The 19,815-nt window shown below is 55.6% G+C and carries 29 protein-coding genes; 28 read left to right on the top strand and 1 reads right to left on the bottom strand.

From position 1 onward, the window contains the following. The first annotated feature begins 5 nt into the window (after positions 1–5). The 28 genes from rplP to DSL70_RS10060 all read left to right on the top strand — a co-directional run bounded on the left by rplP (position 6) and on the right by DSL70_RS10060 (position 19,186). Entirely contained in the window at positions 6–419 is a 414-nt protein-coding gene (rplP, locus tag DSL70_RS10195) for a 50S ribosomal protein L16 (RefSeq protein ID WP_119307780.1), read from the top strand. 20 nt (positions 420–439) lie between these two features. Further along, positions 440–640 (top strand): 50S ribosomal protein L29, encoded by a 201-nt coding sequence (gene rpmC, locus DSL70_RS10190; protein ID WP_119307779.1) that lies wholly within the window; start codon positions 440–442, stop codon positions 638–640. 10 nt (positions 641–650) lie between these two features. Then, on the top strand, positions 651–896 hold the full coding sequence (gene rpsQ, locus DSL70_RS10185) for a 30S ribosomal protein S17 (protein WP_119307778.1): 246 nt from the start codon (positions 651–653) through the stop codon (positions 894–896). A 70-nt stretch (positions 897–966) separates the two neighbouring features. After that, complete coding sequence (gene rplN, locus DSL70_RS10180) at positions 967–1,335, top strand: 50S ribosomal protein L14 (protein ID WP_090072124.1); 369 nt, start codon at positions 967–969, stop codon at positions 1,333–1,335. Continuing rightward, entirely contained in the window at positions 1,335–1,649 is a 315-nt protein-coding gene (gene rplX / locus DSL70_RS10175) for a 50S ribosomal protein L24 (RefSeq protein ID WP_119307777.1), read from the top strand. Before rplN ends, rplX begins: the two co-directional genes overlap by 1 nt. Next, the gene (gene rplE / locus DSL70_RS10170; protein ID WP_119307776.1) at positions 1,642–2,199 is read left to right on the top strand and encodes a 50S ribosomal protein L5; all 558 of its coding nucleotides are present in this window, start codon (positions 1,642–1,644) and stop codon (positions 2,197–2,199) included. The genes rplX and rplE overlap by 8 nt, the downstream gene beginning before the upstream one ends. 29 nt (positions 2,200–2,228) lie before the next feature. Then, a complete protein-coding gene (rpsN, locus tag DSL70_RS10165) occupies positions 2,229–2,534 on the top strand; it encodes a 30S ribosomal protein S14 (RefSeq protein WP_119307775.1) in 306 nt (101 codons plus the stop codon). Between the two features lie 13 nt (positions 2,535–2,547). Beyond that, positions 2,548–2,946, top strand: a complete 399-nt coding sequence (rpsH, locus tag DSL70_RS10160; RefSeq protein WP_119307774.1) for a 30S ribosomal protein S8 — start codon at positions 2,548–2,550, stop codon at positions 2,944–2,946. Between the two features lie 140 nt (positions 2,947–3,086). Then, positions 3,087–3,620, top strand: a complete 534-nt coding sequence (rplF, locus tag DSL70_RS10155; RefSeq protein ID WP_119307773.1) for a 50S ribosomal protein L6 — start codon at positions 3,087–3,089, stop codon at positions 3,618–3,620. 12 nt (positions 3,621–3,632) lie between these two features. Further along, positions 3,633–3,995 carry a 50S ribosomal protein L18 gene (gene rplR / locus DSL70_RS10150; RefSeq protein WP_119307772.1) on the top strand — a complete coding sequence of 121 codons (363 nt, stop codon included), beginning with the start codon at positions 3,633–3,635 and terminating at the stop codon, positions 3,993–3,995. 41 nt (positions 3,996–4,036) lie between these two features. After that, positions 4,037–4,585 (top strand): 30S ribosomal protein S5, encoded by a 549-nt coding sequence (gene rpsE, locus DSL70_RS10145; RefSeq protein ID WP_119307771.1) that lies wholly within the window; start codon positions 4,037–4,039, stop codon positions 4,583–4,585. 47 nt (positions 4,586–4,632) lie between these two features. Then, positions 4,633–4,830 carry a 50S ribosomal protein L30 gene (gene rpmD / locus DSL70_RS10140; protein WP_119307770.1) on the top strand — a complete coding sequence of 66 codons (198 nt, stop codon included), beginning with the start codon at positions 4,633–4,635 and terminating at the stop codon, positions 4,828–4,830. 17 nt (positions 4,831–4,847) lie between these two features. Next, complete coding sequence (gene rplO / locus DSL70_RS10135; protein ID WP_119307769.1) at positions 4,848–5,315, top strand: 50S ribosomal protein L15; 468 nt, start codon at positions 4,848–4,850, stop codon at positions 5,313–5,315. Between the two features lie 140 nt (positions 5,316–5,455). After that, entirely contained in the window at positions 5,456–6,793 is a 1,338-nt protein-coding gene (secY, locus tag DSL70_RS10130; protein WP_119307768.1) for a preprotein translocase subunit SecY, read from the top strand. Continuing rightward, positions 6,790–7,359, top strand: coding sequence for an adenylate kinase (locus tag DSL70_RS10125; RefSeq protein ID WP_119307767.1), 570 nt, complete (start codon positions 6,790–6,792; stop codon positions 7,357–7,359). The genes secY and DSL70_RS10125 overlap by 4 nt, the downstream gene beginning before the upstream one ends. Positions 7,360–7,790: 431 nt before the next feature. Beyond that, the gene (rpsM, locus tag DSL70_RS10120) at positions 7,791–8,159 is read left to right on the top strand and encodes a 30S ribosomal protein S13 (RefSeq protein ID WP_090072080.1); all 369 of its coding nucleotides are present in this window, start codon (positions 7,791–7,793) and stop codon (positions 8,157–8,159) included. A 54-nt stretch (positions 8,160–8,213) separates the two neighbouring features. Next, positions 8,214–8,603 carry a 30S ribosomal protein S11 gene (rpsK, locus tag DSL70_RS10115; RefSeq protein ID WP_119307766.1) on the top strand — a complete coding sequence of 130 codons (390 nt, stop codon included), beginning with the start codon at positions 8,214–8,216 and terminating at the stop codon, positions 8,601–8,603. A gap of 75 nt (positions 8,604–8,678) precedes the next feature. Beyond that, positions 8,679–9,695: a DNA-directed RNA polymerase subunit alpha gene (locus DSL70_RS10110; protein WP_119307765.1), complete on the top strand. Its 1,017-nt coding sequence runs from the start codon at positions 8,679–8,681 to the stop codon at positions 9,693–9,695. 44 nt (positions 9,696–9,739) lie between these two features. Continuing rightward, positions 9,740–10,159 carry a 50S ribosomal protein L17 gene (gene rplQ / locus DSL70_RS10105; RefSeq protein WP_119307764.1) on the top strand — a complete coding sequence of 140 codons (420 nt, stop codon included), beginning with the start codon at positions 9,740–9,742 and terminating at the stop codon, positions 10,157–10,159. Positions 10,160–10,290: 131 nt separating this feature from the next. Beyond that, positions 10,291–10,821 carry a hypothetical protein gene (locus tag DSL70_RS10100; protein WP_162916550.1) on the top strand — a complete coding sequence of 177 codons (531 nt, stop codon included), beginning with the start codon at positions 10,291–10,293 and terminating at the stop codon, positions 10,819–10,821. Positions 10,822–10,955: 134 nt separating this feature from the next. After that, complete coding sequence (locus DSL70_RS10095) at positions 10,956–12,422, top strand: DegQ family serine endoprotease (protein ID WP_119307762.1); 1,467 nt, start codon at positions 10,956–10,958, stop codon at positions 12,420–12,422. 7 nt (positions 12,423–12,429) lie between these two features. Then, positions 12,430–13,773, top strand: a complete 1,344-nt coding sequence (locus DSL70_RS10090) for a replication-associated recombination protein A (protein ID WP_425359351.1) — start codon at positions 12,430–12,432, stop codon at positions 13,771–13,773. Then, positions 13,770–14,147: a fluoride efflux transporter CrcB gene (crcB, locus tag DSL70_RS10085; RefSeq protein ID WP_119307760.1), complete on the top strand. Its 378-nt coding sequence runs from the start codon at positions 13,770–13,772 to the stop codon at positions 14,145–14,147. Before DSL70_RS10090 ends, crcB begins: the two co-directional genes overlap by 4 nt. A 19-nt stretch (positions 14,148–14,166) precedes the next feature. Beyond that, positions 14,167–15,180, top strand: a complete 1,014-nt coding sequence (locus DSL70_RS10080) for an RluA family pseudouridine synthase (protein WP_119307759.1) — start codon at positions 14,167–14,169, stop codon at positions 15,178–15,180. Between the two features lie 75 nt (positions 15,181–15,255). Continuing rightward, positions 15,256–15,918, top strand: a complete 663-nt coding sequence (locus tag DSL70_RS10075) for an HAD-IA family hydrolase (protein WP_119307758.1) — start codon at positions 15,256–15,258, stop codon at positions 15,916–15,918. 25 nt (positions 15,919–15,943) lie between these two features. Then, entirely contained in the window at positions 15,944–16,816 is an 873-nt protein-coding gene (locus tag DSL70_RS10070; RefSeq protein WP_119307757.1) for an ATP12 family chaperone protein, read from the top strand. 225 nt (positions 16,817–17,041) lie between these two features. Further along, positions 17,042–18,574: an acyl-CoA carboxylase subunit beta gene (locus DSL70_RS10065; protein WP_119307756.1), complete on the top strand. Its 1,533-nt coding sequence runs from the start codon at positions 17,042–17,044 to the stop codon at positions 18,572–18,574. Positions 18,575–18,751: 177 nt separating this feature from the next. Further along, the gene (locus tag DSL70_RS10060; protein WP_162916549.1) at positions 18,752–19,186 is read left to right on the top strand and encodes a two pore domain potassium channel family protein; all 435 of its coding nucleotides are present in this window, start codon (positions 18,752–18,754) and stop codon (positions 19,184–19,186) included. 2 nt (positions 19,187–19,188) lie between these two features. On the opposite strand, the gene DSL70_RS10055 is transcribed toward DSL70_RS10060, so the two are convergent. Further along, positions 19,189–19,740 (bottom strand): NADPH-dependent FMN reductase, encoded by a 552-nt coding sequence (locus DSL70_RS10055; protein WP_119307754.1) that lies wholly within the window; start codon positions 19,738–19,740, stop codon positions 19,189–19,191. Between the last annotated feature and the right edge of the window lie 75 nt (positions 19,741–19,815).

The raw sequence follows: 19,815 nt of genomic DNA, 5'->3' as shown, positions 1-19,815 counted from the left end.
ACACAATGCTGCAACCAAAGCGCACAAAATATCGCAAGCAGCACAAGGGCCGTATTCATGGCAACGCAAAAGGGGGCTTTGAGCTCAATTTTGGTGCCTACGGTCTGAAGGCTCAGGAGCCTGCGCGTGTCACCGCTCGTCAGATCGAGGCTGCGCGTCGTGCTATGACCCGTCACATGAAGCGTGCCGGTCGTGTGTGGATCCGCGTATTTCCGGATGTTCCCGTATCCAAGAAGCCTACCGAAGTCCGCATGGGTAAAGGTAAGGGTTCGCCAGAATACTGGGCAGCTCGCGTAGCACCGGGTCGTATTATGTTTGAAATTGATGGTGTTCCTGTGGATATTGCACGGGAAGCCATGCGGCTTGCTGCTGCGAAGTTGCCTATCAAGACACGCTTCGTACAGCGCATCGCCGACTAACGGTGTGAAGGGACAGACCCATGAAAGCATCAGATGTCCGCGCGATGACTGCGGATCAAATTGCTGATGAAGTGGAAAAGCTGAAGAAAGAACAGTTCAACCTGCGCTTTCAGAGGGCCACTGGTCAGTTGGAAAATACCGTGCGTGTTCGAGAAGTTCGTCGTGACATTGCACGCCTGATGACCATCGCGCAGCAGAAGCGCGCAGAGTCAGCAGAATAGGAGAGACGGGATGCCAAAGAGAATTTTGCAAGGCCTCGTCGTCAGCGACAAGCAGGATAAAACTGTCGTCGTGAAGGTTGAACGCCGTTTCACGCATCCGCTTCTCAAGAAGACGGTGCGTCGTTCCAAGCGTTATCAGGCTCATGACGAGAGCAATTCCTTCAAGGTAGGTGATCAGATTTACATTCAGGAATCTGCTCCTATTTCGAAATCGAAACGTTGGGTTGTTGTCGGTAAAGAACTTCCGACCTCTTAATCCAGCTTGGCAATTGGACGTAAACCCTACGCAGTGATGCGTTTGGGGAGAATTATAAAGGCGGCCAGTCATGATTCAGATGCAAACAAACCTTGACGTCGCGGATAACTCCGGCGCTCGTCGTGTCATGTGCATCAAAGTGCTCGGCGGCTCCAAACGGAAATATGCAGGGATCGGCGATATCATCGTCGTATCCGTCAAGGAAGCTATTCCGCGTGGACGCGTCAAGAAGGGCGATGTGATGAAGGCAGTTGTGGTTCGTACCGCAAAGGCTATTCGTCGTCCGGACGGCAGCGTCATCCGTTTTGACCGTAGTGCAGCTGTTCTGGTGAACAACAACAAGGAACCAATCGGTACCCGTATCTTCGGCCCGGTTCCTCGTGAGCTGCGTGCTCATAACCATATGAAAATCATTTCCCTTGCTCCGGAGGTGCTGTAATGGCTGCGAAACTCAAAAAGGGTGATCGCGTCATTGTTCTTGCCGGTAAAGACAAGGGCAAGAGCGGTGAAATTGTGCAGGTGATGCCAGCTGAAGAGCGGGCAATCGTGCGCGGTGTAAACCTGGTCAAACGTCATCAGCGTCAGACCCAGTTGCAGGAAGCGGGCATCGTTACCAAAGAAGCTCCGATCCACCTGTCCAACCTGGCTTTGGCTGACCCGAAAGACAACAAACCGACCCGCGTTGGTTTCACTGTCAAAGAAGGCAACAAGGTGCGCGTGGCCAAGCGTTCGGGAGATGTGATCGATGGCTGAGGCTACTTACACTCCGCGTCTTAAGACGCTTTATGAAGATGTCATCCGCGCCAAGATGCAGGAACAGTTCAGCTTCAGCAATCCGCACCGGATGCCCAAGCTTGAAAAAGTTGTTCTGAACATTGGTGTTGGTGAAGCGGTTAATGACTCCAAGAAAGTGAAAGCTGCCTTGGAAGATCTGCAGGCTATCGCTGGTCAGAAGCCAGTGATCACCAAAGCTCGTAAATCCATCGCGACCTTCAAGGTTCGTGAAGGCATGCCGATTGGCGTGAAAGTTACGCTGCGCGGCGACCGTATGTACGAATTTCTCGATCGTCTGATCACCATTGCGCTGCCTCGTGTACGCGACTTCCGTGGTCTTAACGGGAAAAGCTTCGACGGCAATGGCAACTATGCCATGGGCCTGAAAGAGCATATCGTTTTCCCAGAGATCGATTATGACAAAGTTGACCAGATCTGGGGTATGGACATCATCGTTTGCACCAATACAAGCGACGATGCAGAAGCTCGTGCCCTGCTGAAAGAATTCAACTTCCCGTTCAACCGTTAAGGTCCCGCGGAAAGTACGAGGAATATGTAATGGCTAAAAAGAGCGCTGTCGAAAAGAACAAAGCTCGTGCCCGTCTGGCAGACAAATTCTCTGCTAAACGTGCAAAGCTGAAAGCCCTGGCGAAAGACGAGTCTCTCTCTCTTGAAGAGCGGTTCAAGGCTCGTTTGAAACTCGCTGAGCTTCCACGCAACTCCGCATCCATCCGCATCCGCAATCGTTGCGAAGTGACTGGCCGTCCACGCGGCTACTATCGCAAATTGAAGATGTCCCGTATTTCACTTCGCGAACTTGGCAACGAGGGTCAGATCCCCGGCCTTGTGAAGTCGAGCTGGTAAGGAGCGCGGTCCCATGGCAATGACTGATCCCCTTGGGGATATGTTGACCCGCATCCGCAATGCGCAGATGCGAAAGAAAACGAAAGTTTCCACTCCTGCATCCAAATTGCGTCAGCGCGTGCTTGACGTTTTGGCCGCAGAAGGGTACATCCGCGGCTACACCACCGTCGAATTCGAAGGCGGCAAGTCCGAACTCGAGGTCGAGCTGAAATACTTCGATGGAGAGCCGGTGATCCGTGAAATCCAACGCGTGTCCAAGCCTGGTCGTCGTGTGTATGCATCGGTCAAGAATATTCCGATCATTCACAACGGTCTGGGCGTGTCGATCGTGTCTACTCCGAAAGGTGTTATGGCCGATCACGACGCTCGTGAGCAAAACGTTGGTGGTGAGGTTCTTTGCCGCGTCTTCTGATGCGGCTTGTTCCTTGTTGCCTCCGATCTGTTACCGGCCCTTTGGGTCGGAAACAGGTCAACGGTTAAAAAGCGATCAGTTCTGCTTTTAAGGGCGGTAACCTTGGGCAGGCTGATCTCAGATCCGGACAGGTTAGTCTTATGTCACGTATTGGCAAAAAGCCTGTTGCAGTCCCTAGCGGAGTCACTGCAACAATTGATGGCAAGACCGTCACAGCTAAGGGTCCGAAGGGTGAACTCACCTTCGTTCTTAGCGAAGACGTCGACGCCAAAATGACGGATGATGGAATTCTGGTTGAGCCACGCAGCAAATCCAAGACTGCTCGCTCTCTCTGGGGCATGTCCCGGACCCAGATTCTCAACATCCTGACTGGTGTTTCTGCAGGCTTCGAGAAGAAGCTTGATATCAACGGTGTGGGTTACCGCGCTCAGCTGAAAGGCAAAGATCTTCAGTTGGCTCTTGGTTTTTCCCACGATGTTGTCTATGAAGTTCCCGAAGGGATCACGGTTGCTTGTCCAAAGCCGACCGAGATCGTGGTAACTGGCATTGACAAACAGGCTGTTGGTCAAGTTGCTGCAGAAATCCGCAAGTATCGTGGCCCTGAGCCCTACAAAGGCAAAGGCGTCAAATATAGTGATGAATTTATCTTCCGCAAGGAAGGTAAGAAGAAGTAACGGATACATACTATGGCGAAGGCACTATCTCAGTTCGAGCGTCGTCGTGCACGTGTACGTCGCGCCCTGAAAAAGGCTGCCAACGGCCGTCCGCGTTTGAGTGTTAACCGGTCTTCCAAGCATATCTATGCTCAGGTCATCGACGACGAGAAGGGGGTTACGATCGTAGCCGCTTCTTCTATCGAGAAAGATCTGCGCGAGAAGCTGAAAACCGGCGCGGACAAAGCCGCCGCTTCTGAAGTTGGCAAACTGATCGCAGAGCGAGCAGTAGCAGCCGGCGTGAAGGACGTAGTCTTTGATCGTGGTGGATATATCTACCATGGCCGCATTAAGTCGCTCGCAGACGCTGCGCGCGAAGGCGGATTGAATTTCTAACGCGTCGGGCAACCGATTGCTCAGACGAGAGAAGAAAGCTCATGAACAAGAAAGTTGAACGTGAAGAGCGCGAAAGCGAATTCGTCGATCGACTCGTCCACATCAACCGCGTTGCTAAAGTGGTAAAAGGTGGTCGTCGCTTCGGTTTCGCTGCGCTTGTCGTTATTGGTGACCAGAAGGGCCGCGTAGGCTTTGGTCACGGCAAGGCACGCGAAGTGCCTGAAGCAATTCGCAAGGCATCTGACGCTGCAAAACGGAACATGATCCGTGTACCTCTGCGTGAGGGTCGTACGCTTCATCATGACGTTGCCGGCCGCCATGGCGCTGGTAAAGTCATGCTGCGTGCCGCTCCTGCTGGTACTGGTATCATCGCGGGTGGTCCAATGCGTGCCGTGTTCGAAACACTTGGTGTTCAGGACGTGGTTGCAAAGTCTGTTGGTACCTCCAACCCGTATAACATGGTTCGTGCTACCTTCGATGCGCTTCTGGCAGAAGACAGCCCTCGTGGTGTTGCTGCTCGCCGTGGTCTGAAGGTGTCTACGCTCCAGGCTCGTCGTCGCGTCTCTGATGGGGGCCGCTCCGACAGCTAAGCTGGCGGAGTGATCCTTACATCTCTAGATTAAAGAGGAGCCGGACAATGGCAAACAAGGAACAGGGCACCGTAACTGTTGAACAGATCGGCAGCCCTTTGCGTCGGCCAAAAGACCAGCAGGCTACGCTGATCGGTCTTGGCCTTAACAAATTGCATCGTCGTCGTACCCTGCAGGACACTCCTGAAGTTCGCGGCATGATCGCTAAGATCCCTCATCTCGTTCGCGTTGTGGACGAGGCCTAAGAGGGCGGGAGAGTATAATGAAACTCAACGAAATTCGCGATAACGACGGCGCTACCCAATATCGTAAGCGCGTTGGTCGCGGCATCGGCTCCGGCCTCGGTAAAACCGGTGGTCGCGGTGTCAAAGGTCAGAAGTCTCGCTCTGGTGTTGCTATCAAGGGCTTCGAAGGTGGTCAGATGCCATTGCATCGTCGTCTTCCGAAGCGCGGCTTTAACAACATCTTCGCGAAAAACTTCAATACCGTTTCTGTTGGTCGCGTGCAGCAGGCTATTGATGCGGGCAAACTGGATGCTTCGGCTCCGGTTACTGTCGCAGCACTCAAGGCAGCCGGTGTCGTACGTCGCCTGCTTGATGGTGTTCGCCTGCTGAGCGACGGTGAATTGACTGCCAAGGTTGCCTTCGAGATCGAAGGCGCTTCCAAGGCCGCAATCGCTGCTGTTGAAAAAGCTGGTGGATCTGTCAAGATCATCGGTGAAGAAGAATAAGAAGGGGGCTCATCTGAGCCTTCTTTTGCTTTAAGGGTAGTGATGGGAAGCGATTCCCGTCACACCCTATACATTTGTTTTGGCGCCCTTATATTTAATGCTTATCGAACTGTTAAGTGAGCGCTATAGCGGAGTAGAGAATGGCTTCGGCAGCAGAACAACTCGCCGCCAATATTAATTTTGGCGCCTTTGCAAAGGCAGAGGAACTCAAGAAACGCATCTGGTTCACGTTGGGTGCATTGTTGGTTTACCGCCTTGGCACATATATTCCGCTTCCGGGGATCAACCCTGAAGCCCTGGCCAACGCTTTCAGCAGCCACCAGAATGGCATTCTGGGCCTGTTCAACATGTTCTCCGGTGGTGCGGTCGGCCGTATGGCGATCTTTGCGCTCGGGATCATGCCCTATATTTCTGCTTCCATTATCATTCAGCTGATGACGACCGTGTCTCCGACACTGGAACAGCTGAAAAAGGATGGGGCACGTGGTCAGAAGACCATCAACCAGTATACCCGCTACGGTACGGTGATCCTTGCCACGCTGCAGGCCTATGGCATCAGCGTCGGGCTTGAGGGGTCATCCAACATCGTTCTGGATCCGGGTCTGTTCTTCCGTTTCTCGACTGTCCTGACGCTCGTTGGCGGCACCATGTTCATGATGTGGATTGGTGAGCAGATCACTGCGCGCGGCATCGGTAACGGTATTTCCCTCATCATTTTCTCCGGTATCGTGGCCAACCTGCCGACGGCAGTTGCCCATACCCTTGAACTTGGCCGTCAGGGCACGCTGTCCACCGCCGTTATCCTCGGCGTGATTGCTGTTGCTGCTCTGGTGATTGCCTTTATCGTGTTCATGGAACGGGCGCAGCGCCGCCTGATCATCCAGTATCCGAAGCGTCAGGTTGGCAACAAGATGTTCCAGGGCGACAGCTCGCATCTGCCGCTGAAGCTGAACACGTCTGGTGTTATCCCGCCGATCTTTGCCTCTTCCCTGCTGCTGTTGCCGACCACCGTGGTGAACTTCATTTCCCGCGACGGCTCTGGGCCTGACTGGCTCAACACGGTGACTGCGCTGCTGGGGCATGGTCAACCTCTGTATATGCTGCTTTATGCGGCCTTGATTGTCTTCTTCGTTTTCTTCTACACAGCCATTGTGTTCAACCCGCAGGATACTGCGGATAACCTGAAGAAGCATGGCGGTTTTATTCCGGGTATTCGTCCCGGGCAGCGGACTGCAGAGTATATTGACAAGATCCTGACACGTATTTCTGTGATCGGTGCCATTTATCTGGTTCTCGTCTGTCTCTTGCCCGAGTTTCTTATCTCCGCAACTGGCGTTCCATTCTACTTCGGGGGCACCTCCCTGTTGATTGTGGTCAGCGTAACCATGGATACGGTTTCCCAGATCCAGGGACATTTGCTGGCCCAGCAATATGAGGGGCTGGTCAAGAAATCGAAGCTAAGAGGAAAACGTCGATGAGATTGATTCTGCTGGGGCCTCCGGGCGCAGGCAAGGGAACGCAGGCTGAACGTTTGGTGAAGGATTTTGACATTCGTCAGCTGTCTACCGGTGAAATGCTGCGAGCAGCAGTTGCTGCAAAGACCCCGGTCGGCCTTCAGGTCGAACAGATTCTGGAACGCGGTGAACTCGTTTCCGACGACATCGTTTGTGCCATCATTTCTGATCGTATCGATCAGGCAGACTGTGGCAATGGCTTCATCCTTGATGGTTTCCCGCGCACGATTGCCCAGGCTGAAGCTCTGGACAAGCTGCTTGAGGAAAAGGCTCTCAAGCTTGATGCCGTTGTCGAAATCAGCGTAGACGAGGGGATCCTTCTGTCTCGCATCGAAAAACGGGCTTCCGAGACCGTTGGTGGTGCACGCGCCGATGACAACGCCGAGTCGCTGAAGAAGCGTCTGGCTGTCTATCGTGAGCAGACTGCTCCGCTGATTGCCTATTATGGCAAGACCGGTCTTCTCAAGACCGTCGACGGCATGCAGGATATCGATGCCGTTGCTGCTTCCATCAAGGAAGCTCTTTCCTGATACTGAGTTTTGCCCGCCCGGATTTTGTGGTTCGAGCGGAGCTGTCCTTTCTCCCGGATTTGCCTGATCCTGATCATCGGTTCGGGTTTGTGGGGGAAGATTTTCGGAAAAGTCAACCAATTTGTCGCATTTCCTGTGTTTAGAGGTTGACTCTCTTCCGTTGAATCCGGTACTAACCGGCGCTATTCACGTATTGTTACGTGGCGGTGTTCGGAGGCTCTTGCTTGCGAACCCATTTTTGCGTTCTGAAGTCAGGCGCACACTAGTCTGAAACTGCGAACCCGGGTTCCCTCGGGTCAGAAGAAGGTTTCAGACCAACAATGAAGAAAACTGTCTCCTACCATTAAGTCTTCGGACTAAGGATGGGGAGGGGATGCCTTATAGTCTGCAGCACTGCAGGGATCTGCACCGCTGCTACGAGGAGATAAGACGTGGCCCGTATTGCTGGCGTCAATATACCGACGAACAAGCGCGTCATCATCGCGCTTCAATATATCCATGGGATTGGCCCGAAATTCGCTAAGGAAATTGTTGAACAGGTCAACATTGCTCCTGAGCGTCGTGTCAACGAACTGTCTGACGCTGAAGTCCTGAAAATCCGCGAAGTGATCGATGCCGGTTACACCGTGGAAGGTGACCTGCGTCGTCAGACGTCCATGAACATCAAGCGTCTCATGGATCTGGCTTGCTACCGTGGCCTTCGCCACCGTCGTGGCCTGCCTGTTCGCGGTCAGCGCACCCACACCAACGCTCGCACCCGCAAGGGTCCTGCTAAAGCGATCGCTGGTAAGAAGAAATAATCCACGTCCGGTGGAGCCGCTGGGATCACGGCGGCGAAGAGATCGAGGTAAAATATGGCAAAAGATGCCTCGCGCATTAAACGCCGCGAACGTAAGAATATTACGTCTGGCGTAGCGCATGTGAATTCAACCTTCAACAACACCATGATCACCATCTCTGATGCTCAGGGCAATACGATTTCCTGGTCTTCAGCTGGTACAATGGGTTTCAAGGGCTCTCGTAAGTCCACCCCGTTTGCCGCACAGATGGCTGGTGAAGATGCAGGTAAGAAAGCCGCTGAACACGGCATGAAAACGCTTGAAGTTGAAGTTCGCGGTCCTGGTTCAGGTCGTGAATCTGCTCTGCGTGCTCTGCAGTCGATTGGCTTTACCATTACGTCTATCCGTGACGTTTCCCCAATCCCGCACAATGGTTGTCGTCCGCGCAAGCGTCGTCGCGTCTAATTGAAATTCAGGTTCCCTGCAATCCTCAAGCAGGTTATTGCGGGGTGTCGCCCCGAAACAAGAAAGGGTTGAGACGTGATTCAGAAAAACTGGCAGGAACTCATCAAGCCAACCAAACTCGAAATCACCCCTGGTGACGACGAATTGCGTGTCGCCAAAGTGGTTGCCGAGCCTCTGGAACGTGGCTTTGGCATGACTTTGGGCAATGCCCTGCGTCGTGTTCTGCTATCATCCTTGCAGGGTGCAGCCGTAACCTCCATCCAGATTGATGGTGTGTTGCATGAATTCTCCTCTATCGCAGGTGTTCGCGAAGACGTGACGGATCTGATCCTGAACGTCAAGGAAATCGCTCTGCGCATGGAAGGGGAAGGTCCGAAACGCATGGTTCTCCGCAAGGAAGGACCGGGTGTTGTTCGGGCTGGCGACATTCAGGTTGTCGGGGACGTCGAGATTCTGAACCCTGAGCTGGCTCTTTGCACGCTCGACGTGGGTGCAGAATTGCGCATGGAATTTACCGTTGATAGCGGTAAGGGCTATGTGACTGCGACACAGAACCGCCCAGACGATGCTCCGATCGGTCTTATTCCGGTTGACAGCCTCTATTCTCCGGTCAAACGCGTTGCCTACAATGTCGAGAACACCCGTCAGGGTCAGGACCTCGACTTTGACAAGCTGACGATGACGATCGAAACCGATGGCTCGGTAAAGCCTGAAGATGCAGTTGCCTATGCAGCCCGCATTCTGCAGGACCAGCTGTCTATCTTCGTCAATTTCGAAGAGCCAGAGAAGGAAGTTGTTCAGGAACAGACCCAGGAGCTGGCTTTCAACCCGGCACTTCTCAAGAAAGTGGACGAGTTGGAATTGTCTGTCCGTTCTGCAAACTGCCTGAAAAACGACAACATTGTTTACATCGGCGATCTTATCCAGAAGACGGAAGCGGAAATGCTTCGCACTCCGAACTTTGGGCGCAAGTCGCTTAACGAGATCAAGGAAGTCCTTGCTCAGATGGGTCTGCATCTTGGCATGGAAGTTCAGGCCTGGCCGCCTGAAAATATCGACGATCTCGCAAAGCGCTACGAAGATCAGTATTAATCACCAGCGGTTTGTAACCGTCGGATAGTGAAAAGGAGAGGGCAATGCGCCACGGCAAATCAGGTCGCAAGCTCAATCGCACCGCTTCTCATCGCAAAGCAATGTTCGCCAACATGGCCGCAGCTTTGATCAAGCATGAGCAAATTGTAACCACTCTGCCCAAGGCTAAAGAATTGAAGCCGATCGCAGAAAAACTTATCACTCTGGCTAAACGTGGCGATCTTCACGCTCGTCGCCAGGCAATCGCTCAGATCCGCGACAAAGACATGGTCGCAAAGCTGTTCGAAACGCTTGGCCCACGTTATACCGAACGCAGCGGTGGCTACACCCGCGTTCTCAAGGCCGGCTTCCGCTATGGCGATAACGCTCCTATGGCTGTTATCGAACTGGTTGATCGTGACCCCGCAGCGCGCGGCACGGATTCCGGTCCTACCGCAGAAGTAGACGTAGAAGACGCAGCATAAGCTTTATGCAGTCTTTGCAATTAAAAGGGTGGCTCCGTGCCGCCCTTTTTTGTATTTGTGCTTAAGCGGGTTGTCTGGGGCGCAGGGGCATTCTAAAAGTTGTCAGGGGCAAGACAGGAAGGGAGCTCGGAATGTCCAGAGTACAGATGGTGGCTTTGTTTGTTCGATTGGCCGGGCTTGTCTGGCTGTTGTCAAACTGGGAGATGACGCTCCTGCTGCCGGCTGCCTACCTGAAGGGAGGCAGTGGTATTGCATTCTGGGCCGGGTTTGTTTTCCTTCTGGTTGCCCTTGTTAAATTCGCTGTAGGCGGTTTTCTTTGTCTCAGGCCCTTGTCTGTCGTCCGGATCATGACGCCGGGGGAGGTCAAAAGCAGCGATGAAGAAGCTGTGCCGACAATTGGGGACATTCAAACTGTTCTGTTCGTTTGTTTGGGGTTGTATTTTGCAATTCCAGCGTTCCTTTCATTGCTCAGCCCAATTTATGGCATTGTCGTTGCAGGGTTCCCCAGTTCCATCCTTGGCGATCCGCAGACTGTTCTTTTTAGGTCCATCTCTCCGCTGTTGAGATTTGCCATTGGCATCTGGCTCATTCTGGGTGCCCGAGGGCTGATGAATGTTGTCAACAAACTGAGGACTTCAGGCACAGGGGATCACCCTGTTTGATTAAATCTTGGCAATGAAAGACAAAGGTGTGGCGTGTATCTTAATTCTGCCCGCACTTGATCTTACCTTTTCGGGTAGATTTTATGTCTTCAGGCATATGAAAGTCCGAATCCTGAAAGAGAAGAGGTGTCACGATGTTTTTGCGAAAAGAGTTTGCCGCTCTCGCCGTTTTGTTGGTGGCAGCCGGTGGGGGATATCTGGCGCGCGATTTCGTGCCGTCCTCCAGTGCTGCTGGTACCGCTCCGCCAGCCAAGGTCACCGAGGCGGTTGAACGTGTTCCGGCCAGCAAGGTCGAAATGCAGCTCAGCTTCTCGCCGCTGGTCAAACAGGCCGCCCCTGCCGTGGTCAATGTCTATGCCACCCGCAAGGTGGTGACCCAAAACCGCTCTCCCTTTTTCAACGATCCGTTCTTTGAACAGTTTTTCGGTCGGGGCGGTTTCGGAGCACCACGGGAACGTGTCGAGCGGTCGCTCGGTTCCGGTGTGATTGTTGATCATACCGGTGTGATCGTCACCAACCACCATGTGATTGACGGCGCAACAGAAGTGAAGGTCGCGCTGGCGGACCGGACCGAGTTCGAAGCCGACGTGGTGCTTGATGACGAGCGGACCGATCTTGCGATCCTCAAGGTCCGTGACCTCAAGGGAGACCTGCCGCATCTGGAATTTGCCAACTCGGATGACACCGAGGTGGGTGATCTCGTGCTGGCCATCGGCAACCCGTTCGGCGTTGGTCAGACTGTGACCAGCGGTATCGTATCGGCCGTCGCCCGCACGCAGGTCGGCGCTTCCGATTACAGCTATTTCGTGCAGACCGATGCTGCCATCAACCCGGGTAACTCTGGTGGTGCCCTTGTCAACATGCAGGGCAAGCTGGTCGGCATCAACAGCTCGATCTACACCCGCTCGGGTGGCTCCAACGGTATCGGCTTTGCCATTCCGGCCAACATGGTCCGGCTTGTCGCGGAAGCGGCCATTTCCGGCAACAAGGTTGAACGGGCATGGTTCGGCGGCAGTCTGCAGATGGTCAGTGCCGACATTGCCAATGGCCTTGGGCTAGATCGGCCGCAAGGGGTGCTGGTCACCGAGGTGTTTGATGACAGCCCGGCCAAGGCTGCAGGCCTTGAGATCGGCGACCTGATCCTCAAGGTCAACGGCAAGGATGTCGACAGCCCTGATGCGTTTGGCTACCGGTTTGCCACCACTCCGATCGGCTCGACGGTCAATCTGGACATCTCGCGTCACGGCAAGGCCAGCACGCTCAAGATTCGCGCTGAAGCCGCTCCGGAGAAACCGCCTCGGGATCAGCGCTATATCGAGGGCTATTCACCCTTTGATGGTGCCACCGTGCTCAATCTTTCCCCTGCTGTTGCGCAGGAACTGGGGGTAGACAGCGGTTTGAAAGGCGTTGTGGTCTCCGACATCAGAAATGGCACGACAGCGGAGCGTCTTGGCCTTAAGATGGGCGACATCATTCGAAAGGTGAATGGGCAGGCTGTGCGCAACACGCGGGATCTGCAAACGCTTTCCAAACAGGACTTCCGTTTGTGGCGGCTGGAGATCCAGCGCGATGGCCAGCTCATCAAGACGACAATCAGTTGAGATAGCTGTGAGCAATCTATTTGAAAATGCAGGGCTGGAGGTTTCCAGCTCTGGTTCTGGACATGGCGAGACCGGGGAGGGAACTTCCCGGCCTCTTGCTGATCTGCTCCGACCGAGGCGGCTTGAAGACGTGGTCGGGCAGGAGCATCTGGTGGGGCCTGACGGCACTCTCACGCGCATGCTGAAAAGCGGCTCGTTGGGGTGCCTTGTGCTTTGGGGACCACCGGGCACGGGCAAGACGACCGTTGCCCGCCTGCTGGCGGATGGGACGGATCTGCATTTCGAGCAGATATCGGCAATCTTTTCTGGCGTCTCCGATCTCAAGAAGGTGTTCGAAGCGGCCCGCGCGCGGCGGCGGATGGGCAAGACCACGCTGTTGTTTGTCGATGAGATCCATCGCTTCAACAAGGCCCAGCAGGACAGCTTCCTGCCGGTGATGGAAGACGGTACCGTGGTGCTGGTCGGTGCCACGACGGAGAACCCGTCCTTCGAACTCAACGCCGCTCTTCTGTCGCGCTCGCAGGTGCTGACCTTTCAGAGCCTTGATGACGAGGCAATCGGCAAGCTTCTGTCGCGGGCCGAGGAAGCGTTGGACAAGCCTTTGCCGCTTGATGACGAGGCGCGTGTGGCGCTCATCCGGATGGCTGACGGCGACGGGCGCTCCTCGCTGACGCTGGCGCAGGAAGTCTGGCGGGCGGCGCAAGAGGGCGAGGTCTTTACACCCGAGCAATTGGGGCGGATCCTGCAGCGCCGGGCGCCGGTCTATGACAAGTCGGCCGAGGGTCACTACAATCTGATTTCCGCCTTTCACAAGTCTATCCGCGGTTCGGACCCGGACGCGGCGCTCTACTATATGTGCCGCATGCTTGATGCCGGAGAGGATCCGTTATATATCCTCAGGCGCATGACGGTCATGGCGTCCGAAGACATTGGTCTGGCTGATCCCAATGCCCTGGTGCAGGCAATGGCTGCACGGGAGGCATTCCAGCTGATCGGGGCGCCGGAAGGCTATTATGCACTCTCGCAACTGGCGATCTATCTTGCCACGGCACCCAAATCGAACAAGGGCTACATGGCCTTTCACACGGCGATGAAGGTCGCCAAGGCGGGAGGGTCCCTGCCGCCGCCCAAACATATCCTCAATGCCCCCACCAAGATGATGGCCGAGCAGGGATATGGGGCAGGCTATCGCTATGACCATGACGAACCGGACGCCTTTTCGGGACAGGACTATTTCCCCGAAGCGCTGGGACGGAAGGTATTCTACGAGCCGGTTGAACGCGGGTTCGAGCGCGAATTGCGCAAGCGTCTGGATTACTGGTCCAGATTGAGAATGGAAAGAAACAAATGAACCAATTCCTATTCGTGGCGGTCGGTGGAGCCGTCGGGGCCAGCCTCAGACATCTGGTCGGTCTGGCGGCCTTGCGCTCGTTCGGCAGCGGCATGCCTTATGGCACGATGATCTGCAACATTGTCGGGTCCTTCTTCATGGGGCTGCTCATTCATTTTCTAGCCGTGCGTTTCAGCGCCAGCACTGAAATACGATTGCTGCTGACCACCGGCCTTCTGGGTGGCTTCACCACCTTTTCCACTTTTTCGCTTGATATTGTTACAATGACGGAGCGCGGCCAGTCCGGATTGGCGCTGATTTATATTGCAATCTCGCTGGCGGGCGGTATTGTGGCGCTCTTCTTTGGGCTGTCGGCAGCCCGCGCGCTGGTTTGAGAATAGAGAGTTAGATCGAATGGCAACCATTCAGTTTCGCGAAGTGACAGGGGAAGAGGACGGATTGCGTCTGGACCGATGGTTCAAGGAGCATTTTCCGGGACTTTCCTTTGGCCAGCTGCAGAAATTGCTGCGCACAGGGCAGGTGCGTGTCGATGGCAAGCGGGTGAAAACGAACGTGAGGCTGTTGAAGGGGCAGGAAGTGCGCGTGCCGCCGCTGGCGACCGATGAGAAGTCGCAGAGTGCCGCTCCCAAGCGGGCGATGCCGCGGGCCTCGGATGATGATGGCGAATTTCTCAAGTCGATCATGCTCTATGATGACAAGGATCTGTTTGTCATCAACAAGCCGGCAGGCTTGGCCGTGCAGGGGGGCTCGGGCATGAGCCGCCATGTCGATGGCATGCTGGAAGCCCTGCGCGATCGGAATGGCCAGAAGCCGCGTCTTGTCCATCGTCTGGACAGGGACACCTCGGGCGTTCTGGTGATTGCCCGCAAGCGCTCGGTTGCCATGGCGCTGACCAAGGCCTTCCGCGAACGGTCGACACAGAAAACCTACTGGGCGCTGGTGCGAGGCGTGCCAAAGCCCCATCAGGGTCGTATCTCCACCTATCTGGCCAAGTATCAGGCCGAAGACGGTGACCGGATGCGGATTGCTCGCCATGGCGATGATGGTGCGCAGCACGCTGTGACCCACTATGCGGTTGTCGAAACATCCGGGCAGAAGATGTCGTGGCTGGTGCTCAAGCCGGTTACCGGGCGCACCCATCAGCTGCGCGTCCACACGGCCTACATGGAATGCCCGATCATCGGTGATCCGAAATATTTCAACATCGAAAACTGGGAGTTCCCCGGCGGCATTCAGAAGAAGCTGCATCTGCATGCAAGGCGCATCCGCATTCCGCATCCCAAGGGTGGAATACTTGATGTCAGTGCGCCATTGCCGTCGCACATGCAGCAGAGCTGGAATCTGCTCGGGTTTGACGAGGCGTCCTATGATCCGGAGATCGAGGACGAGCTTGGCACCGAAGACTGATCGTTCCGGTTCCGCAGTCTAGCGCCCGTGTCCACTATTCGCCTTTCTGTTTTTCCAGCCTGAGGACCCGTTCTCATGAGCCTCAAACTTTTCATTTTCGACTGTGACGGAACTCTGGTCGACAGCCAGCACACGATTGTCGAAGGCATGGAGCATGCCTTCGGTGTTCATCGCCTGCCTGCGCCTACTGCTGAAGAGACGCGTTCGATCATCGGCCTGTCACTGCCGGAAGCGATTTTCAAGTTGGCGCCCCATCTGACCGCAGCCCAGAATGGTGCGCTGGTGGAGAGCTACAAGGATTTCGTCATCGGCAAACGTGCCAGAGGCGAGGCGGAAGAATATCTCTACGATGGAGCCAGGGACGCGATCGAGGCACTGGCGAAAGCGCCGGACGTGCTGCTCGGCATTGCCACCGGCAAGGCCTATCGCGGGGTTTTGCATCTGTTCGACTGCTACGGCTGGCACGATCTGTTCGTCACGGTGCAGACTGCCGACAGGGCTCCTTCCAAGCCGCATCCGGGCATGATCCTGCAGGCGATGGGCGAGACGGGGGTTGCCGCTGCGGATACCTACATGATCGGCGATACGAGCTACGACATGGAAATGGCGGTCAGCGCCCGGGTCAACACCATCGGCGTCAGTTGGGGCTATCATACCAGTGACGCGTTGATGCAGGCCGGGGCGCAGCATATTGTCGATGATTATCCGGAGCTGCACGCGCTGCTGGCCGGTTTGTAACGAACGGATTGATTGGGGGAGACCGATGGCGGACAAGGACACGGAGAAGAGTGCCGAGGTGCAGACCGGTGCGGAGGGCGAGCCTCGCGAAACCTATGGCGTGCTGTTTGGTGATTTCCGCCCTGGCCAGAAGGACAGCTCCGACAATCCGATGATGCGTTCCAAGGAAGCGACCAAGAGGCCGCTGCCGAAGCGTTTCTACAAGGACGTCACTGTCGGTGAGGAAACCGACAACGACGGCAATTTGCTTTATTGTGTGCTGCTGGACGGACGCAAGGTGAAAAGCCCGGCCAAGAGGACTGTTGCCGTGCCAAATCGGGCGCTGGCAGAGGCCCTCGTTGCCGAGTGGGCTGCGCAGGAGACGGAGATCAATCCGGCCACCATGCCGCTGTCCCGTCTTGTCAATTCTATCCGGGATGGTGTCGAAGAGGCCCGCCCGGCGATGATCGACGAGATTGTCGCCTATCTCAACAGTGATTTTCTGTGCTATCCGGCCACGCACCCGGAGCGTCTCGTGCAACGCCAGAGAGATCACTGGCATCCGGTGCTGAACAGGGCCGAGGAGGCGCTGGGAGGCCGCTTCGTGCAGGCCAGCGGCATTCTGGCTGTGGAGCAGTCTCCGGTCATGGGCGCGCGTCTGAGGGCGCTCTGGGGTGATCTTGATATATTCCAGCTTGGCGCCGTGCACAGCGTCATGACGCTCACCGGGTCGGCGCTGCTTGCCTTTGCGGTGTGGGACGGGTTCCTCCATGCGGATGCTGCATGGAATGCTGCCATGGTTGATGAAGACTGGAACATCGAGCTGTGGGGCGAGGATGAAGAGGCCACCAAGCGCCGGGCTTTCCGCCGGGCCGAATATGATGCCGCCGTTCTGGTGATCCGGGCCTTTAGGGACTGAGGCGGTGGACCTTCTGCTTATAGCTTAAGACTATTCTCTGAGCCTTTCATCCGATCTGCCAGCTATTGGCTCCAAATTTATTATGTTAGCCCTTGGGTCAGCAGAAATCCTGATATATTGCAGGGTTGCGTTGACATGGATTGCGTTGGGCGTGTTGCGCGGTCGATACCTGACCGCGGGGAGGACACGGCTTTCCAACCATCATTCTTTCTGAGGGTCCTTGCCATGAAAAGTGTAATTGCCGAGCTTGAAAGACGTCGCGAAAAGGCCAGAATGGGAGGTGGCCAGGAGCGTATGGCTGCGCAGCATGCCCGCGGCAAGCTGACGGCCCGGGAGCGCATCGAGTGCTTTCTTGACGAGGGGTCATTCGAAGAGTTCGACATGTATGTGCAGCATACATGCACCGATTTCGGGATGGAAAAGGTCAAGATGCCCGGCGATGGTGTGGTGACCGGCTGGGGCACGGTCAATGGCCGCATCGTCTACATCTTTGCCAAGGATTTCACCGTATTGGGCGGGTCGCTTTCCAAGACCCACGCCCAGAAGATCACCAAGATTCAGGATATGGCGCTGAAAAGCCGTGCCCCGATCATCGGTCTGTTCGATGCCGGTGGAGCCCGCATTCAGGAGGGCGTCGATGCGTTGGGCGGCTATGGTGAGGTGTTCCAGCGCAACGTCATGGCATCCGGTGTCATCCCGCAGATTTCGCTGATCATGGGGCCTTGTGCCGGTGGCGATGTCTACTCGCCGGCGATGACCGATTTCATCTTCATGGTCCGCGACCGCTCCTACATGTTCGTGACCGGCCCGGAAGTGGTCAAGACCGTGACAAACGAAGAGGTGACGTCCGAGCAGCTTGGCGGCGCATCGGTGCACACCACCAAGTCGTCGATTGCCGATGGTGCCTATGATGACGATATCGAGGCATTGGCCCAGATGCGTCGTTTGATCGATTTTTTGCCCGCCAACAACCTGTCCGAATCTCCGGTGCTTGATCACTATGACCCGTGGGACCGGGAAGACCATTCGCTGGAAACGCTGGTCCCGAACAATCCCAACAAGCCCTATGACATGAAGGAACTGATCCTGAAGGTTGTTGACGAGGGCGATTTCTTCGAGATACAGGAAGCCTTTGCCCGCAACATCATCACCGGTTTCGCGCGTATGGAAGGGCGGACCATCGGCATCGTTGCCAACCAGCCGATGGTGTTGGCCGGGGTGCTGGACAGCGACTGCTCGCGCAAGGCTGCCCGCTTCGTCCGCTTCTGCGATGCCTTCGATATACCGGTGGTGACGCTGGTGGATGTGCCGGGTTTCCTGCCCGGGACCGATCAGGAATATGGCGGACTGATCAAGCATGGCGCCAAACTGCTGTTCGCCTATGCCGAGGCAACGGTTCCCAAGGTGACGGTCATCACCCGCAAGGCCTACGGCGGCGCCTATGACGTCATGGGATCCAAGCATTTGCGTGGCGATGTCAACTATGCCTGGCCAAGCGCCCAGATCGCTGTGATGGGGGCGAAGGGGGCGGTCGAGATCATATTCCGCAAGGATCTGGATGATCCGGAAAAGATCGCCCAGCACACCAAGGATTATGAAGACCGGTTTTTGTCGCCCTTCGTGGCCGCGGAACGGGGCTTCATCGACGAGGTGATCATGCCGCATCGGACACGCCTGCGGATTGCGCGGGCTCTCAGGATGTTGCGCAACAAGCGGCTTGAGAACCCGTGGAAGAAGCACGACAATATCCCGCTCTAATGCGTTCTTTTGTCTGTTGAAATCACGATATTTGAATATCTTGTCGCGTGTCCTTTACGGACGCGCGACTTTTTGTTGTTAGGCTGAGGCGAAACAGGCACCCGTGCCCGTTCCCGTGCGGCGCTCATGATCGCTCAACGGAATGTCGGATGCTTTGTCCTTTGGGAGGTAAGGCGAATGCTGATCAGTCTGTTTGTCGGCTGTCTGGTGATCACAGCCTGCGTCTTTGTTCAGATGCTGGGGATGATCGAGATATTCAACCGGGTGCGCATTCTGGCCAGCATCTGGTCCAATGTTGCCATTCACTATCGCAAGATGTGGCTGATGGTGGCCACGGTGCTGGGGGTGTTTGTGATCCACGCTCTGCAGATCTGGGTCTGGGCGGTGACCTATTGGACGGTTGGCGCGCTACAGGCGTTTGACGAAGCGCTCTATTTCTCCACGGTCACCTTCTCGACGCTTGGCTATGGAGACATCATTCTGTCCAAGCAGTGGCGCATTCTGGGGGCGCTTGAAGGGATCGCCGGCTTCATCTATATCGGCTGGTCAACAGCCTATCTGATCGGGGCAAGCAAACGGTATGGACCGTTTGCTGCCAAGCATCATTTTTAGATCTACACGAGATCGGCTTTTGCGAGGAACGAGTCCATCACCATCTGAATGTGCTTTTGTGTTGGTTCATCGACCAGCTTGCCTTCCGGGAACTTCTGGGCAGCGAAGGTGACGGCGATTTCCGGCAACGGTAGCAATTTGCACAGCATGCATGACAGCGTAACGCGCATCTGTGCCTGAGCACGCACGCCGCCGAGCGGGCCGGGGGCGATGGTTGCAAACAGCACCGGCTTATCGGTGAAGCAACCGGTGAAGGCCGGGCGGGAGAGCCAGTCGAGCGCGTTTTTCAGCACACCGGGAATCCCGTGGTTGAACTCAGGCAGAGTGATGATGACAGCATCGCTCTCGGCAACCAAGGCACGGCCAGCGAATACAGATTCCGGGCCATTGGCCGTATCCAGATCCTGATTGTAGAGAGGAATGTTTGCGATATCGACGCGATTGAACTCGGTCCCTTCAGGCAGAAGGTCGGCCATGGCAGCAAGGAGGTTTCCAGAATAGGAATTGTTGCGCAGGCTGCCGCAGATGCCTGCGATCTTCAAGGATTTGGTCATTTTCGATTTTCCTGTGTGAGGGAGGAAGAAGGCGCAGCAAAGCGCTTTCCGACAGGGGACTTCCGGATGCACCGG

It is taken from the genome of Cohaesibacter haloalkalitolerans (assembly GCF_003574655.1).
GTDB classification, from domain to species: domain Bacteria; phylum Pseudomonadota; class Alphaproteobacteria; order Rhizobiales; family Cohaesibacteraceae; genus Cohaesibacter; species Cohaesibacter haloalkalitolerans.
The sequence above is the reverse complement of the archived record's forward strand: the minus strand, read 5'-3'. Positions and strand labels throughout refer to the sequence as shown.

Excerpts from the sequence above, each read along its gene's own strand:
- rplP (WP_119307780.1), top strand. The coding sequence starts at position 6 with ATGCTGCAACCAAAGCGCACAAAATATCGCAAGCAGCACAAGGGCCGT.
- rpmC (WP_119307779.1), top strand. The coding sequence starts at position 440 with ATGAAAGCATCAGATGTCCGCGCGATGACTGCGGATCAAATTGCTGAT.
- rpsQ (WP_119307778.1), top strand. The coding sequence starts at position 651 with ATGCCAAAGAGAATTTTGCAAGGCCTCGTCGTCAGCGACAAGCAGGAT.
- rplN (WP_090072124.1), top strand. The coding sequence starts at position 967 with ATGATTCAGATGCAAACAAACCTTGACGTCGCGGATAACTCCGGCGCT.
- rplX (WP_119307777.1), top strand. The coding sequence starts at position 1,335 with ATGGCTGCGAAACTCAAAAAGGGTGATCGCGTCATTGTTCTTGCCGGT.
- rplE (WP_119307776.1), top strand. The coding sequence starts at position 1,642 with ATGGCTGAGGCTACTTACACTCCGCGTCTTAAGACGCTTTATGAAGAT.
- rpsN (WP_119307775.1), top strand. The coding sequence starts at position 2,229 with ATGGCTAAAAAGAGCGCTGTCGAAAAGAACAAAGCTCGTGCCCGTCTG.
- rpsH (WP_119307774.1), top strand. The coding sequence starts at position 2,548 with ATGGCAATGACTGATCCCCTTGGGGATATGTTGACCCGCATCCGCAAT.
- rplF (WP_119307773.1), top strand. The coding sequence starts at position 3,087 with ATGTCACGTATTGGCAAAAAGCCTGTTGCAGTCCCTAGCGGAGTCACT.
- rplR (WP_119307772.1), top strand. The coding sequence starts at position 3,633 with ATGGCGAAGGCACTATCTCAGTTCGAGCGTCGTCGTGCACGTGTACGT.
- rpsE (WP_119307771.1), top strand. The coding sequence starts at position 4,037 with ATGAACAAGAAAGTTGAACGTGAAGAGCGCGAAAGCGAATTCGTCGAT.
- rpmD (WP_119307770.1), top strand. The coding sequence starts at position 4,633 with ATGGCAAACAAGGAACAGGGCACCGTAACTGTTGAACAGATCGGCAGC.
- rplO (WP_119307769.1), top strand. The coding sequence starts at position 4,848 with ATGAAACTCAACGAAATTCGCGATAACGACGGCGCTACCCAATATCGT.
- secY (WP_119307768.1), top strand. The coding sequence starts at position 5,456 with ATGGCTTCGGCAGCAGAACAACTCGCCGCCAATATTAATTTTGGCGCC.
- DSL70_RS10125 (WP_119307767.1), top strand. The coding sequence starts at position 6,790 with ATGAGATTGATTCTGCTGGGGCCTCCGGGCGCAGGCAAGGGAACGCAG.
- rpsK (WP_119307766.1), top strand. The coding sequence starts at position 8,214 with ATGGCAAAAGATGCCTCGCGCATTAAACGCCGCGAACGTAAGAATATT.
- rplQ (WP_119307764.1), top strand. The coding sequence starts at position 9,740 with ATGCGCCACGGCAAATCAGGTCGCAAGCTCAATCGCACCGCTTCTCAT.
- DSL70_RS10100 (WP_162916550.1), top strand. The coding sequence starts at position 10,291 with ATGTCCAGAGTACAGATGGTGGCTTTGTTTGTTCGATTGGCCGGGCTT.
- DSL70_RS10095 (WP_119307762.1), top strand. The coding sequence starts at position 10,956 with ATGTTTTTGCGAAAAGAGTTTGCCGCTCTCGCCGTTTTGTTGGTGGCA.
- crcB (WP_119307760.1), top strand. The coding sequence starts at position 13,770 with ATGAACCAATTCCTATTCGTGGCGGTCGGTGGAGCCGTCGGGGCCAGC.
- DSL70_RS10080 (WP_119307759.1), top strand. The coding sequence starts at position 14,167 with ATGGCAACCATTCAGTTTCGCGAAGTGACAGGGGAAGAGGACGGATTG.
- DSL70_RS10075 (WP_119307758.1), top strand. The coding sequence starts at position 15,256 with ATGAGCCTCAAACTTTTCATTTTCGACTGTGACGGAACTCTGGTCGAC.
- DSL70_RS10070 (WP_119307757.1), top strand. The coding sequence starts at position 15,944 with ATGGCGGACAAGGACACGGAGAAGAGTGCCGAGGTGCAGACCGGTGCG.
- DSL70_RS10065 (WP_119307756.1), top strand. The coding sequence starts at position 17,042 with ATGAAAAGTGTAATTGCCGAGCTTGAAAGACGTCGCGAAAAGGCCAGA.
- DSL70_RS10060 (WP_162916549.1), top strand. The coding sequence starts at position 18,752 with ATGCTGATCAGTCTGTTTGTCGGCTGTCTGGTGATCACAGCCTGCGTC.
- DSL70_RS10055 (WP_119307754.1), bottom strand. The coding sequence starts at position 19,740 with ATGACCAAATCCTTGAAGATCGCAGGCATCTGCGGCAGCCTGCGCAAC.